The organism is Nonomuraea sp. K271, from assembly GCF_009908215.1.
Classification (GTDB): domain Bacteria; phylum Actinomycetota; class Actinomycetes; order Streptosporangiales; family Streptosporangiaceae; genus Nonomuraea; species Nonomuraea longispora.
In genome coordinates this window covers 1-13894 of the sequence record NZ_JAAAHR010000024.1, presented here as the reverse complement: position 1 = coordinate 13894, position 13894 = coordinate 1, and the positions used below count along the sequence as shown (strand labels likewise).

Here is a 13894-nt window from a genome sequence, read left to right as displayed (position 1 = left end):
TGACGCCGGGCGCATAGGACGGGACCGGCGGCGGTGCTCTACTCGGAAGATGACGGAGACGGCGAGCACCATCACCGCAGGACAGGGCGTGGGTGAGAGCGCGCGGCGCCCGGACGCCGTGCTGAAGGTGACCGGCGAGTTCGCCTACGCCTCCGACCTGTGGCTGGACGGCATGGTGTGGGGGGTGACGCTGCGCAGCCCGCACCCGTCGGCGTGGATCCGCTCGATCGACGTGGGGCCGGCGCTGAAGATCGACGGGGTGCTGACGGTGCTGACGCACGAGGACGTGCCGGGCGTCAAATTCTTCGGGCTGGACCGCAGGGACCAGCCGGTGCTGGCCATCGACCAGGTCCGCTACCAGGGCGAGCCGGTGGCGCTGGTGGCCGCCGACCATCCGGAGACGGCCCGCAGGGCGGCCGCGGCGATCGTGGTGGACTACGAGGTGCGTGAGGCCGTCACCGACCCGCGCGAGGCGCGGGACGTCGTCCGGCACCAGCCGGTACGCCGGGGCGAAACGTTCGAGGCGGAGGTCGTCGTCACCGGCGAGTACGAGGTCGGCATGCAGGACCAGGCCTTCCTCGGTCCCGAGTCGGGCCTGGCGGTGCCGGCCGAGGACGGCGGCGTCGACCTGTACATCGCCACCCAGTGGCTGCACGTGGACCGCGACCAGCTCGCCCCCTGTCTCGGCCTGCCGCACGACAAGGTACGCCTGACGCTGTCGGGCGTCGGAGGCGCGTTCGGCGCGCGCGAGGACCTGTCCATGCAGGTGCACGCCTGCATGCTGGCCCTGCGGCTGAACCGCCCCGTGAAGATCGTCTATGGTCGCGAGGAGTCGTTCTTCGGCCACGTGCACCGCCATCCGGCGCTGATGCGCTACGAGCACGGCGCCACCCGCGACGGCCGGCTCGTCTATGTCAAGGCGGACATCCTGCTGGACGGCGGCGCCTACTGCTCGTCCTCCCCCGCTGTCGTGGGCAACGCCGCCTCGCTCGGCGTGGGGCCGTACGAGGTGCCGAACGTCCGCGTGGACGCGACCGGCGTCTACACGAACAACCCGCCGTGCGGCGCGATGCGCGGTTTCGGCGCGGTGCAGGCGTGCTACGCGTACGAGTCGCAGATGGACCGGCTGGCCGAGGCGTGCGGCCTGTCGCCGGTCGAGATCCGGGTGCGCAACGCCGTCGCGCAGGGGTCGCGCCTCATCACCGGCCAGCTGATCGACGCCCCGGCACCGCTGGCCGGGATGCTGCGCGACCTGGAGTCCATGCCGCTGCCGGAGGGACCGCCCGCGACGGACCTGCGGGCGCTGCCGGGCGGCGTCTCTCAAACCACGCACGGTGAGGCGGTGCGCCGGGGCGTCGGCTACGGCGTCGGGATCAAGAACATCTGCTTCTCCGAGGGCTTCGACGACTACTCCACGGCCCGGGTGCGCGCCGAGTTGGTGGGCGGCGAGCCGCATGTCACCGTGCACACGGCGGCGGCCGAGGTGGGGCAGGGCCTGGTGACGCTCCAGGCCCAGATCGCGCGCACGGAGCTGGGCGTCGCCGACGTCACCGTGGCCACCGCCGACACCGCGGTCGGCTCGGCCGGCTCGTCGTCGGCCTCACGGCAGTCGTACGTCACCGGGGGCGCTGTGCGGGCCGCCTGCCAGGCCGTACGGGAACGGTTCGGGGGCCTGCCGGCGTGGGAGGCGCTGGAGAGGTCCGGGCCGATCGAGGAGACGCGCGAATACCGGCACCGTCCCACGTACCCGATGGATCCGGTCACGGGCCAGGGCGACTCGCACACGCAGCTCGCGCTGTGCGTGCACCGGGCGGTCGTGGACGTGGACGTGGAGCTGGGCCTGGTCAAGGTGGTCGAGCTGGCGGCCGTGCAGGACGTGGGCCGCGTGCTGAACCCGCAGGCGCTGGAGGGCCAGATCCACGGCGGGTCCGCGCAGGGGCTGGGGCTGGCGCTGATGGAGGAGATCCAGGTCCGCGACGGCCTCGTGCTGAACCCGTCGTTCACCGACTACCTGATCCCCACCATCCTCGATATGCCGCCCATGCAAACGAAAATCCTGGAAAATCCAGACCCTGCGGCGCCGTACGGGTTGCGCGGCGCGGGCGAGCCTCCGACCCTCTCCTCCACCCCTGCCATCGCGGCGGCGGTGCGCGCGGCGACCGGGCTCCGGTTGACTCGCGTTCCGATCAGGCCGGAAGATATCGCCTTGTTCACCAACGGGGAGGTATCTGATGACAAGCGCACATGAGGCGGCCAAGGCGGAGTTCCAGCGTTTCGACGCCGACGGCGACGGCCTGCTGACCGCCGCCGAGATCCGCCAGGCCAACGAGGCGCTGGGCGGGCAGGGCGTGTCCGAGAGCGAGATCGAGGCGTTCATCCAGTCGGCCGACAACGACGGGGACGGCAGGATCGGGCTCGACGAGTTCGTCGGCCTGGTGGGTCACGGGCGGCACGAGAAGGCGTGATCTCGTCCCCCGCCGGGTAACTCCCGGGGCATGCCCCCTTGGTCGTTGAGGGGGATGGCGTGCTCGACAGGCTCTTCGAGCTCACCGGGCGGGGGACGACCGTCGGCCGTGAGGTGCGTGGCGGGGCCACGACCTTCATGGCCATGGCCTACATCATCCTGCTCAACCCCATCATCCTGGCCGGTGCCAGGGACGTCACCGGCGCCCGGCTCTCCATCGCCGAGCTGACCACGTCGACCGCCCTCGCCGCCGCCGTCTCCACCCTGCTGATGGCCGTCGTCGGCAACGCCCCCTTCGGCCTGGCCGCGGGGCTCGGGCTGAACGCCGTGGTCGCCTACCAGGCCGCGCCCCACATGACGTGGGCGCAGGCCATGGGCCTGGTGGTGCTGGAAGGCCTGGTCATCATCGTGCTGGCGGTGACCGGCCTGCGTACCCTGATCATGAACGCGATCCCGCTCGCGCTCAAGCACGCCATCAGCGTGGGGATCGGGCTGTTCATCGCCCTGATCGGCCTGGTGGACGCCGGGTTCGTGGCGGCGGGCGAGGGCACGCCCGTGCAACTCGGCGCGACCGGCCACCTCGCGGGCTGGCCGGTCGCGGTGTTCTGCTTCGGCCTGCTCCTGATGATCGTCCTGTACGTCCGCAGGACCCCGGCCGCGATCCTCATCAGCATCGCCGTCACCGCCGTCCTCGCCATCCTGGTGAACTCGCTGGCCACCATCCCCACGCGGGAGTGGGGCGTGGTCGCGCCGCGCGTGCCCGAGTCGCTGGTCTCGGCACCGGACTTCGCCCTCGTCGGCGCCTTCGACCTGTTCGGCGGCTTCGCCACGGCGGGGGCGCTGACGGCGACCGTGGTGCTGTTCACGCTGGTGTTGTCGGGGTTCTTCGACGCCATGGGCACGATCATCGGGGTCAGCGACGAGGCGGGGCTGATCGACGAGCGCGGGCAGGTGCCCAGGCTGGGCCGGATCCTGACCGTGGACGGCGTGGCCGGCATGGTGGGCGGCTCGGTCAGCGCCTCGGCGAACACCGTCTTCGTCGAGTCGGCCGCCGGCGTCGGCGAGGGCGCGAGGACCGGCCTGGCCAGTGTGGTGACCGGGGCGCTGCTCGGGGTGACGCTGCTGTTCACGCCGCTGGCCTCGGTGGTGCCCGCCGCGGCGGCCGCGCCCGCGCTGGTGCTGGTCGGGGCGCTGATGATGACGCAGAGCAGGAACGTGCCCTGGGGAGACCTCGACCTCGCCGTGCCGGCGTTCCTGACGATCGCGCTGATGCCGTTCACCTATTCGATCACGAACGGCGTGGGTGCCGGAGTGATCGTCTACACCCTCATCAAGGCGGCCAGGGGCCGCTTCTCGGAGATTCCGTTGCTGCTCTGGATCGTCTCGCTGGTCTTCCTGGCCTACTTCGCCATCGACGGGCTGGAACTGCTGTTCGCCTAGCGGAGGTCGGCGCTGTTGCAGGCCACGCCGTTGCGGTCGACGTCGGTGTACCAGGCGTACTCGGCGTGCCTGCCCCGGTAGTAGGGCCCGTCGCCGGCGGCCACGGCCTCCTTGCAGCTCGCGTAGCGGCGGTCGGTGGCGCGCGCGGCGCCGCTCTGTGTCGTGCCGGTGCCGCCGGTCTGCGTCGTCTGCGGAAGGCCGGTGGAGGGCGGCCGGGACGGGACACCGCTGGAGGCGGGACCGGTCGAGGCGGGACCGGTGGAGGCCGGGCCGGTCGGGACCGGGGCGCTGGAGGCGGGACCGGTCGGCGCCGGGCTCGGCGTGCCGCCCAGCAGGCGGGCCACCAGCACGTCGGCCTCGTCCTTGGTGTATCCCGCGATGCTCATGCTGTCGCCGTCCATGTGCTGCGTGACGATGGGCGCGGCCAGCACGGTCTTGGGCACCTCGGCCTTCTCCGGGGCCAGCACGACGGCGACCTGCCGCTGCTCGGGCACCTGCTCGTCGATGAGCTGGACCAGCCGCTCCTTGAACGCCGGCGCGATCGCGATGCGCACGGAGTACTGGCCGTCTTTCTCGCGCACCGGCTCGATCTTCTGCACGGCGCCGACCGTGACGCCGTCCTCCAGGAGGTAGCAGGTGGTCCGCTCGGCGTCGAGCACGGCGGGGTCACCGGGGCAGGGCGCGGGTTTGGTCTCCCTGACGGGGGCGAAGTGGATCGGCACGGACAGCCGCGTGGGCGGCGCGCCGCCTAACAGCGGGGTGTCGGGGCTGCGGGTCATCAGGACCGCGACCGTGCCGAGCACGCCGGCCACCAGCACGACGAGGACGAGCGAGACGATCAGCACGATGGTGGTGAGCCTGCTGGCCTGCGGCTCTCCCGGGTCCGCGGGTGGCGGCTCTTCGGGTGTGTCCATCGGTGGCGACCTCATCCTGGCGTTCGGGATGCCGGGCAGCTTATCGAGGACGAGCGGCACGCAGGTAATCAGCCGAACAATCCTCACTTCTCACCGCTATAGAAGAAAGAATGAGGGTAAAACACCATCTTGACGAAAAGGATTGTCAGATGAAGGTCGGTGTACCCCGAGAGGTCAAGAACAGCGAATATCGAGTGGCCCTGACACCCGCGGGCGTACACGAACTGGTGCGTCACGGCCACGAGGTCTACGTCGAACGCGACGCGGGCGCCGGCTCGTCAATCCCCGACGCCGACTTCGCCGCGGCCGGCGCCGTGCTGATCCCCGACGCCGACGAGCTCTGGTCCGCGGTCGGCCTGGTCATGAAGGTCAAGGAGCCGATGCCGGAGGAGTACCACCGCCTGCGCAAGGGCCAGGTGCTGTTCACGTACCTGCATCTGGCCGCGAACGAGGCATGCACGCGGGCCCTGCTCGAGTCGGGCTGCACCGCGGTCGCCTACGAGACCGTGCAGACGCCGGGCGGCGCGCTGCCCCTGCTCGCACCCATGTCGGAGGTCGCCGGACGGCTGGCGCCACAGGTCGGCGCCTACCACCTCATGCGCTCGGAGGGCGGCAGGGGCGTGCTGATGGGCGGCGTCCCCGGCGTGCGGGCGGCACACGTCGTCGTGCTCGGGGCCGGGGTGTCCGGCATGAACGCCGCGGCCGTCGCCCTCGGCATGCAGGCCGAGGTGATCCTGCTGGACAAGAACATCGACAAGCTGCGCCAGGCCGACCTGATCTATCAGGGCCACTGCCAGACGTTCGCCTCCAACACGCTGGAGGTCGAGCGCGCCGTGCTGGAGGCGGACCTCGTCATCGGCGCCGTGCTGGTGCCGGGCGCGAAGGCGCCGACGCTGGTGAGCGACGACCTGGTCAGCCGGATGAAGCCGAGCTCGGTGCTGGTGGACATCTCGATCGACCAGGGCGGCTGCTTCGCCGGCTCCCGCCCGACCACGCACGAGCAGCCCACCTACCGGGTGCACGAGTCGATCTTCTACTGCGTGGCCAACATGCCCGGCGCGGTGCCGCACACCTCGACGTTCGCGCTCACGAACGTCACGCTGCCGTACGCGCTGGCCATCGCCGACCTCGGCTGGCCGAGGGCCATGCGCGAGGACCCCGCGCTGGCACTCGGCCTGAGCGCCCACGAGGGCCGGCTGACCAGCCGGCCGGTCGCAGAGGCGCACGGGCTGGAGTGCACGCCGCTGGAGGACGTGCTGGCCTGAGCCTGTTACTGCTGGGACTCGCTGGGCGCCGGCGAGGCGGTCTCCATCGGCGCCTGCTGTTGGCCCGTGGGCTCGGGCGGCAGGGGCGCCTGGTCGGCCGTGGTGGTGACGGCGGCCTCACCGCCGCAGGTGGCGCCGAGCTCGGGAGTGTCGGGCCCGTTCTGGTATTTCTTGATGAACGCCCCGAGCTTCGGGTCGTTGGCGTCGGTCAGCTTGAGCTGGTGGCCCCACGACGAGACGACGATCGGCGACGGCAGGTCGGGGAACGGGCTCATCAGCATGTAGTCCTGCTGACCCGTGGAGGAGGCGACCTGCGTCAGCGCGTCGAGCTGCGCCTTGGGCAGGTCGGGCCGGTAGGTGATCCAGATCGCGCCGTGTTCCAGCGAGTGCACCGCGTGCTCGCTGTGGATCGGCTTGTCGTAGATCGCGCACTGCTGCCAGTTGTTGTGGTGCTGGCCGCCCACCGGCGGCGTCTCCTTGTAGGAGACCTTGGTCCACACGTGCTGGCCGCCTTCGTACCGGGCGCTGGTCACCGCGTCCAGCGAGGTCTCACGAGCCTGTTTGACGAGGTAGAAGCCCACCACACCGACGAGCACCACGATGATGAGACCTCCGGTGCCCCACATGAGCAGCGCTGCGCGGCGCTGTTTGCGCCGCTGCTCGGCCCGCATCTTCTCCAGATGCTCGCGCCTCGCCTGCGCCTTCTCCTTGGCCATCGTTCCTCCATCGGCGTACCAAACTCCGGTCACCCTATGCCCTCCGGGCGTATGCGGGTAATAAGCGCTTCATAAGTCTCGAATCACGCCCGCTCCCCCAGGTGGGTACGCTGTACTGACCATGGAAAAGCCCGCGCGGAAATCGTTTCTCGCCTTCGGCGGCGTGCTGGTGCTGGCCGTGGCGGCGTTCCTGCTGTTCGGCCGCGGTGGCACCCCCGGCGACACGTCCCCTGAGGCCGGTTTCGCCCGCGACATGGCCACCCATCACGCCCAGGCCGTCGACATGGCCTTCAAGATCAGGGACAAGCGTCCCGCCGCGGAGATCGACAGCCTGGCCTTCGACATCATCAACACCCAGGCCAACCAGCGGGGCATGTTCCTGGGCTGGCTGCAGCAGTGGGAGCTCACGCAGTCGACCGACCAGCCGGCGATGGCCTGGATGCGCGGGCACGGACATGGCGAGGCCACCCAAGAGGCCGCCCCCGGCGTGATGCCCGGCATGGCGAGCCCGCAGGAGCTGACCAAGCTCGGGCAGGCGCAGGGCAAGGACGCCGAGGTGCTCTTCCTGCAGCTGATGATCCGTCACCACGAGGGGGGCGTGGAGATGGCCGGGGGCCTGCTCGAGCTCTCCACCCGGGCCGAGGTGGTCAACATGGCGCAGAAGATCGTCTCCAGCCAGAGCGGCGAGATCAAGCTCATGACGGACCTGCTCGAGAAGCGCGGCGCGCGTCCCTACCCGTCGATCCTGACCCCCCGATAGCACCATGAGCCCCGACGCGGTCGTCGTGGGGTCCGGGCCCAACGGGCTCGTCGCCGCCATCCTGCTGGCCCGCGCCGGACGCAGGGTGCTGCTGCTCGAAGCCGCCGGCCGATTCGGCGGCGGGCTGCGCTCCGGCGAGCTGACGCTCCCCGGCCGGGTGCACGACCTGGGCGCGACGGTGATGGCCATGACGCTGGCCTCCCCCGCCTTCCGCGAGCTCCGGCTGCAGGGCGTCGAGTTCGCCCAGCCGCCGATCGCCGCCGCCCATCCTTTCGACGACCGTCCCGCCGTGCTCGTGCACCGCGACGCCCGCCGCACCGCCGAAGGGCTCGGGCGCGACGCGGGCGCGTGGCTGGCGACCGTGGGGGCCACCGCCGGAGGCGGGCTTCCCCTGGTGGAGATGCTGCTCAAACCGCTCGGGCCGTGGACGGGACCGCCGTCGGCGTACGTACGTGCTGCCGCGTTCGGGGCGATGGCGGCGCTGCCCGCGACGACCTTCGCCCGGAGTGCGTTCAGGACCGCGGAAGGGCGTGCGGCGATCGCCGGCATGGCCGCCCACTCCATGCTCGACCTGCGCCGGCCCATCACCGCGGGCTACGCCCTGATGCTGGCGTCCCTGGCCCACACGGTCGGCTGGCCGGTGGTGCGGGGCGGGTCGCAGGTCCTCGCCGACGCCCTCGTGGCCGAGCTGCGCTCACTGGGCGGGGAGGCGGTCACCGGCCACCGCGTGCGCCGGCTCTCCGAGCTGGACGCGCCCACGATCGTGCTCGACGTGACACCCCGGCAGTTCATGTCGATGGCCGACCTTCCCGACGGCTACGCGCGCCGCCTGCGCGGTTTCCGTTACGGGCCCGGGGTGTTCAAGCTGGACTGGGCGCTGGACGGGCCCGTGCCCTGGCGGGACCCCGCGGTGGCGGACGCCGGCACGGTGCACCTGGGCGGGACGCTGGAGGAGATCGTGCTCAGCGAGGCGGAGACGGCCGCCGGGCGGCACTCGCCGCGCCCGTACGTGCTGCTCGTCCAGCCGTACGCGGCCGACCCCTCGCGGGGCGGGCCCACCCTGTGGGCCTACTGCCACGTCCCCAACGGCTCGCCGGCCGACATGACGGACGCCGTCGAAACCCAGATCGAACGGTACGCCCCGGGCTTTCGCGACCGCGTGCTCGCCCGTCACGCCATGGGTCCCGCGGCGCTGGAGGCGGCCAATCCCAACCTGGTCGGGGGTGACCTCAGCGGCGGCCTGGCGAGCCTGGGCCAGTTCGTCAGGCGGCCGGTCTGGTCGCCGGCGCCCTGGCGTACACCGCTGCCCGGGGTGTTCCTCTGCTCCTCCTCGACCCCGCCGGGGCCGGGCGTGCACGGGATGGGCGGCTGGCAGGCCGCCCGCCTCGCCCTGCGGCCCTGACCCACGGCCCGCCGCACCGGCCGTCAGGAGGAGGGGGTCGTCATCTCCTCGGCGACGGCGGCGGCGAAGGCGTCCACGTCCGCTTCCGTCGTGTCGAAGGCGCACATCCAGCGCACCTCGCTCACGGCTTCGTTCCACATGTAGAACAGGAAGCGTTTCTGCAGCCGCACGACGACGTCCCTCGGCAGGACGGCGAACACGGCGTTGGCCTCGACGGGGCGCGGCAGGCTCACCCCCGGGATGGGGCGCACGGCCTCGGCGAGCCGCCGGCCCATCGCGTTGGCCTGGCGGGCGTTGCGCAACCACAGGTCGCCGCCCAGCAACGCCTCGAACTGGGCCGACACGAACCGCATCTTCGACGACAACTGCATGAACGTCTTGCGGATGTAGTCGACGCCCCGCGCCGCGTCGGGGTTGAGCACGACGACCGCCTCGCCGTACAGCAGGCCGATCTTGGTCCCGCCGAACGACAGCACGTCGACGCCGGCGTCCGTGGTGAGCGCCCGCATCGGTACGTCGAGCGCGGCGGCGGCGTTGGTGAGGCGGGAGCCGTCGAGGTGGACGAGCAGGCCGAGGTCGTGGGCGTGGGAGCAGACGGCGGCGATCTCGTCGGGGGTGTAGACGGTGCCGAGTTCGGTCGTGTTGGACAGGGACACGACGCGCGGCTGGGCGCGGTGCACGTCGCCGAACCCCCACGCCTGCCGGTCGATCAGCTCGGGGGTGAGCTTGCCGTCGGGGGCAGGGACGGTCAGCAGCTTGATGCCGCCGGCGACCTCGGGGGCGCCGCCCTCGTCGGTGTTGATGTGGGCGCTCTCCGCGCAGATGACCGCCTCCCAGTGAGCGGTCATGGCCCGCAGGGAGACGACGTTCGCGGCGGTGCCGTTGAACACCGGCCAGGCCTGGGCGCGCTCGCCGAAGTGCCGCCGGAAGATGTCCTGCAGGGCCTCGGTGTAGACGTCGTCGCCGTAGGAGGTCTGGTGTCCGCCGTTGGCCGCGGCGATGGCCTGGAGGATCTCCGGGTGCACGCCGGCGTAGTTGTCGCTGGCGAACGAGATGAGCTGGGGGTCGTGCCGGGGAATCAAGAAGTCAGGTCCCATCGCGTGCCGTTGATCTCCTGCGCGGGCCGGTCGTAGAGGCCGCCGACCGCCGCCGCCAGGTCGTTCACGTCGGTGAAGCCGGCGAATTCCGCGTCCGGCCTGGCCGCGCGCATGGCGTCGTTCACCAGGGCCTTGACCACGAGGACCGTGGCCGCGCTGGACGTGTCGCGCAGTGCGTCGGCCAGGGAGAAGGTCCAGGCCTCCGCCGCCGCCTTGGCCGCGGCGTACGCCGCGCCGCCCGCCTCGGGGTGCTGGGCCGCCTTGGCGGAGACGATCACGAAGCGGCCGTTGCCGCTGCGGCGCAGCAGCGGCTCGAAGGCCAGCGACACGTGCTGGAGCGTACGGATCAGCAGGTCGTGCAGCGCGTCCCAGTCGGCGAGGTCGGTCTCGGCGAACGAGCCGCTACCGCGCCATCCGCCGACCAGGTGCACCACGCCGTCGACGCGCCCGTGCTCGTGGTCGATCCGCTCGGCCAGGCCGGCTACGGCGGCACGGTCGAGCAGGTCGACGTCCTGCTTGTCAACGCCGATCACAGTGTGCCCATTTTTACGGAAATATCCGGTCACAGCTTCACCGGTAGGCCCACCGGCCCCCGTCACCAGAATGATCATGCTCGGAGCCCTTCAGTCGATTCGACCACGTCGGCCAGCTTACGGCGGAGCGCCTCGTAGAACATGCTCAGGGGGAACTCGTCCGGCAGCACCGCGTCCACCTTGGCCTTCTGTTCCTCGGGCAGCCCCTGGATCCCCCGGGCCCATGTCGATGCCGGATGCGGCGGCACGTACGCGCTCACCAGCTCGTACGCCGCCAGCCAGTGCGCCAGCTTGGACCTGTCGATGCTGTCGCGGTAGAGCTTCTCGACCTCGCCCCGCAGGTCGGCCACGCCGTCGGTCACCCGCTCCCAGTCGATGGTGAGCCGGTTGTCCGTCCACCGCACGATGTCGTTGCGGTGCAGGTACGCGAAGAACAACTGCCCGCCGAGCCCGTCGTAGTTCCGCACCCGCCGGCCCGTGATCGGGAACCGGAACAGCCGGTCGAACAGGATCGCGAGCCGCACGTACCGGGCGTACGGGACGCCACGCGCCTCCAGCTTCACCGCCTCGCCGAACGCGGTCAGGTCGCAGCGCAGCTCCTCCAGCGCGTACAGCCAGTACGGCATCCGCTGCTTGATCATGAACGGGTCGAACGGCAGGTCGCCGTGGCTGTGGGTACGGTCGTGCACCAGGTCCCACAACACGAACGTGTCCTGCGCGAGCCGCTGCGACTCCAGCAGCCTGGCGGCGTCGGGCGGCAGGTCGAGCCGGAGGGTCTCGGTCGCGGCCCTGGACACCCGCCGGAACCTGGCGGCCTCCCGGTCGGCGAAGATGCCGCCCCAGGTGAAGCGCTCGGGCGCGGACCGCACGGCGACCGTCTCGGGGAACAGCACGGCGGAGTGCGTGTCGTAGCCGGAGGTGAAGTCCTCGAACGCGATCGGCACGAACATCGGATTGTCGTAGCCGTCCGCCTCCAGGCCGGCCAGCCAGCCGGGCCAGATCGTACGGATCCAGACGGCTTCGAGGTTGCGGTCCGGGTTGCCGTTCTGGGTGTACATGGGAAAGACCACGACGTGCTCGAGGCCGTCCTCGCGCTGGGTGTCGGGGTGGAACAGGTCGAGCGAGTCGAGGAAGTCGGGCACGCCGAGTCCCTGCGCGGCCCACTTCGCCAGGTCGTCCTGGACGGCTTGGAGGTAGAAGGCGTCATGGGGGAAATATGGCGAAATTTCGCCTACGTACTCCGCGATCGCCCCGACCAGCTCGCGGGCCCTGCCCTTCGACTCCTCCGGCACCGAGCCGTCCTTGACCTGCAGCGGCCTCAGCTCCTCGACCGCCCCCTTCAGCCGGCCGAAGGCCGCCGCCTTCCCCTCCCGGGTCTCGTCGCGCTCGGAGCCGTCCGCGCCCGGCTCCGGGACGCGGGCGGCCCAGGTGACGACGTTCCCCCAGAGCGTACGGTGGTCGTGGTCGTCGATGGAGTCGTCGCCGAACAGGTCGGAGTCGGCGAACACGGCGACCCGGCCCTTGCCGTGCCTGAGCGCCAGGGCTAGCGGCGCGCCCGCCGGGTCGGCGTCGTCCGACGTCGCGAACAGCACGGTCGCGCCCGCCTGCGACACCCCGCCGTCGGCGGTCGCGGCGGGAACGTTCTGAGCGGTCGCGGCGGCCATGCCATCAGCGGTCGCGGCCGGAACAGCGGCGGCGGAAAAGCCCTGAGCGGTCGCCGCCAGGGTGCCGCTGCCGGCCACGGTGAGCGTGCCGGAGCGGTAGAAGCAGGCGCGCTCGACACCGGCCAGCAGCCCGCCCGGCGCGGCGGGCTCGGCGAGAACCCACGTGGCGACGTCCCTGTGCGCGTGCTTGGGGTCGCGCACGGTGGTGTGCTCGACGTCCACGCCGAACCGCGCGAGCAGCGCGCCGAGGTTGTTGCCGTACTTGTCCTGCTCCTCCTCGGCGAGCACCACCAGGCCGCCGCCCGCCGCGACGAAGGAGCACACGGCGTCAAGCTCTTCGGTGGTGAAGACGGGACTTCCCTGGCCGGTGGTCCGTTCCCACCGCTCCCCCGACGGGTGCGCGATGACGAGGACGTCCTGCTCGGCCAGCACCTCGGGGCGGAGCGCCCCGGACGTGTGCGCCGCGACCGCGTACCCCAGGTGCCGCAGGAGGCCTGCCGCGCGGGCGTAGCTGTTGTCGTCGGGGTGGGCCGGGTTGATGGCCTCGGCCACCTCGCGCCGGACGGTCCACGACTCGCTGTGTGCCTCGTCGAACAACACCCGGGGGAATGCATGCATGAAAGATCTCCTGCTTCTACCGGTTCAAGGCGCAAAATATACACACAAATCCGGTATGCTTCGTCAAAGTATCCCGCATGATGAGACAGACGAGCGGGTCAGGACACGTGAACGCTCTGCCGGATACGCGCCTGGGTGGCGTCGTCACAGGTGGCCTTGGCGCAGAAGTACATGACGAGCATGGTCTTCGGCTCGCGGTCGATCACGTAGCTGACGAAGCCGAGCCTGGTGCCGGTGACCGGGTCGCGCAGCGCGCCGTCGAAGCGGGTCGCCGGCCTGTTGCCCGCCTGGTCCGGCACGGGCCTGCCGACGTCGACCTGGCCGGGCAGCAGGGCGTCCATCTTGGCCTTCATCTGCTCGGAGGTACCGCCGGCGTCGAGCGTGTCGGAGACCTGGACGTACAGGCCCGCGGCGCTGTCGGGCTCGTCGGCGACGATCTCGGAGACCGTCGACCAGTCGGCGGCGGGGCCGGCGACGAACAGCCGCTCGAACTCGGTGGCGTGCGGCGAGGCCACCGCGAACAGGTCCTGATGGGTGCGCACGGTCCAGTCGCCGGGGTAGTCGAACGTGAGCGGCGCGGCAGAGCTGGTCTTGTAACGCTCCCAGGTCTCCCCCCGGGTGCTCAGGGCGATCATCGCGACGAGGGCGAGCGCCGCGGCGGCGGCGACGAGCGTGGCCGCCACGATCGGGATCCGACCGGGGCGTCTCGGTGGGGAAGGCGGGGACGGCGGTGAGGGTTGCGTGGGCGCCCCGTGCGCCCCGCCCGAAGCCTGGGCGAACGCGGACGCGGCGTGCGGCCCGGAGGACGGGGCCGAGTGCGGGCCCCTGTCCGGGCCCGGCTCCGGGCTGGGGTGCGGACCGGAAGACGGGACCGGCGGTCCCGCCTGCGAGCCGGGCTGCGAGCCGGGCTGCGAGCCGGGCTGGGATCCCGGGCGCCGTGCTGAATCCGGGCCGGAGTCGGAGCCTGAGTGCAGGCCGGACCGCCCTTCAGGATGCCCCTGGTGCGGGGGCGGGTGAGGGC

The 13894-nt window shown here is 71.5% G+C and carries 12 protein-coding genes; 6 read left to right on the top strand and 6 right to left on the bottom strand.

All coding sequences use genetic code 11. The annotated features are described in order from the left end of the window. The first annotated feature begins 49 nt into the window (after positions 1-49). Genes GUY59_RS11250 through GUY59_RS11240 form a run of 3 tightly spaced genes read left to right on the top strand, consistent with a single transcriptional unit; the run spans position 50 to position 3904 of the window. Positions 50-2248, top strand: a complete 2199-nt coding sequence (locus GUY59_RS11250) for a molybdopterin cofactor-binding domain-containing protein (RefSeq protein ID WP_138199671.1) — start codon at positions 50-52, stop codon at positions 2246-2248. Continuing rightward, positions 2232-2465 carry an EF-hand domain-containing protein gene (locus GUY59_RS11245; protein ID WP_138199672.1) on the top strand — a complete coding sequence of 78 codons (234 nt, stop codon included), beginning with the start codon at positions 2232-2234 and terminating at the stop codon, positions 2463-2465. The genes GUY59_RS11250 and GUY59_RS11245 overlap by 17 nt, the downstream gene beginning before the upstream one ends. A gap of 59 nt (positions 2466-2524) precedes the next feature. Then, positions 2525-3904, top strand: a complete 1380-nt coding sequence (locus tag GUY59_RS11240; protein WP_138199673.1) for an NCS2 family permease — start codon at positions 2525-2527, stop codon at positions 3902-3904. Here the strand turns inward: GUY59_RS11240 and GUY59_RS11235 are convergent. After that, a complete protein-coding gene (locus GUY59_RS11235) occupies positions 3901-4818 on the bottom strand; it encodes an excalibur calcium-binding domain-containing protein (protein ID WP_138199674.1) in 918 nt (305 codons plus the stop codon). The genes GUY59_RS11240 and GUY59_RS11235 overlap by 4 nt on opposite strands. Before the next feature lie 149 nt (positions 4819-4967). Here GUY59_RS11235 and ald point away from each other — a divergent pair, with 149 nt between their 5' ends. Next, entirely contained in the window at positions 4968-6083 is a 1116-nt protein-coding gene (ald, locus tag GUY59_RS11230; protein WP_138199675.1) for an alanine dehydrogenase, read from the top strand. A gap of 5 nt (positions 6084-6088) precedes the next feature. On the opposite strand, the gene GUY59_RS11225 is transcribed toward ald, so the two are convergent. Further along, positions 6089-6799, bottom strand: coding sequence for a DUF3105 domain-containing protein (locus GUY59_RS11225; RefSeq protein ID WP_138199676.1), 711 nt, complete (start codon positions 6797-6799; stop codon positions 6089-6091). A 121-nt stretch (positions 6800-6920) separates the two neighbouring features. Here GUY59_RS11225 and GUY59_RS11220 point away from each other — a divergent pair, with 121 nt between their 5' ends. Continuing rightward, the gene (locus tag GUY59_RS11220; protein WP_138199677.1) at positions 6921-7559 is read left to right on the top strand and encodes a DUF305 domain-containing protein; all 639 of its coding nucleotides are present in this window, start codon (positions 6921-6923) and stop codon (positions 7557-7559) included. Positions 7560-7563: 4 nt separating this feature from the next. Continuing rightward, positions 7564-8961: a phytoene desaturase family protein gene (locus GUY59_RS11215; RefSeq protein WP_138199678.1), complete on the top strand. Its 1398-nt coding sequence runs from the start codon at positions 7564-7566 to the stop codon at positions 8959-8961. Between the two features lie 23 nt (positions 8962-8984). Here the strand turns inward: GUY59_RS11215 and GUY59_RS11210 are convergent, their stop codons facing one another. From GUY59_RS11210 to GUY59_RS11195, 4 genes are all read right to left on the bottom strand, one after another. Continuing rightward, positions 8985-10058 (bottom strand): threonine aldolase family protein, encoded by a 1074-nt coding sequence (locus GUY59_RS11210; protein WP_138199679.1) that lies wholly within the window; start codon positions 10056-10058, stop codon positions 8985-8987. Next, a complete protein-coding gene (locus GUY59_RS11205) occupies positions 10040-10669 on the bottom strand; it encodes an SDR family NAD(P)-dependent oxidoreductase (RefSeq protein WP_138199680.1) in 630 nt (209 codons plus the stop codon). Before GUY59_RS11205 ends, GUY59_RS11210 begins: the two co-directional genes overlap by 19 nt. Further along, a complete protein-coding gene (locus GUY59_RS11200) occupies positions 10666-12873 on the bottom strand; it encodes a DUF6421 family protein (protein ID WP_138199681.1) in 2208 nt (735 codons plus the stop codon). Before GUY59_RS11200 ends, GUY59_RS11205 begins: the two co-directional genes overlap by 4 nt. Before the next feature lie 98 nt (positions 12874-12971). Then, on the bottom strand, positions 12972-13556 hold the full coding sequence (locus GUY59_RS11195) for a hypothetical protein (RefSeq protein ID WP_138199682.1): 585 nt from the start codon (positions 13554-13556) through the stop codon (positions 12972-12974). Positions 13557-13894: the final 338 nt, after the last annotated feature.

Bases quoted from the DNA above. Each gene is read 5' to 3' on its own strand.
- GUY59_RS11250 (WP_138199671.1), top strand. From the start codon at position 50: ATGACGGAGACGGCGAGCACCATCACCGCAGGACAGGGCGTGGGTGAG.
- GUY59_RS11245 (WP_138199672.1), top strand. From the start codon at position 2,232: ATGACAAGCGCACATGAGGCGGCCAAGGCGGAGTTCCAGCGTTTCGAC.
- GUY59_RS11235 (WP_138199674.1), bottom strand. From the start codon at position 4,818: ATGGACACACCCGAAGAGCCGCCACCCGCGGACCCGGGAGAGCCGCAG.
- ald (WP_138199675.1), top strand. From the start codon at position 4,968: ATGAAGGTCGGTGTACCCCGAGAGGTCAAGAACAGCGAATATCGAGTG.
- GUY59_RS11225 (WP_138199676.1), bottom strand. From the start codon at position 6,799: ATGGCCAAGGAGAAGGCGCAGGCGAGGCGCGAGCATCTGGAGAAGATG.
- GUY59_RS11220 (WP_138199677.1), top strand. From the start codon at position 6,921: ATGGAAAAGCCCGCGCGGAAATCGTTTCTCGCCTTCGGCGGCGTGCTG.
- GUY59_RS11215 (WP_138199678.1), top strand. From the start codon at position 7,564: ATGAGCCCCGACGCGGTCGTCGTGGGGTCCGGGCCCAACGGGCTCGTC.
- GUY59_RS11210 (WP_138199679.1), bottom strand. From the start codon at position 10,058: ATGGGACCTGACTTCTTGATTCCCCGGCACGACCCCCAGCTCATCTCG.
- GUY59_RS11205 (WP_138199680.1), bottom strand. From the start codon at position 10,669: ATGATCATTCTGGTGACGGGGGCCGGTGGGCCTACCGGTGAAGCTGTG.
- GUY59_RS11200 (WP_138199681.1), bottom strand. From the start codon at position 12,873: ATGCATGCATTCCCCCGGGTGTTGTTCGACGAGGCACACAGCGAGTCG.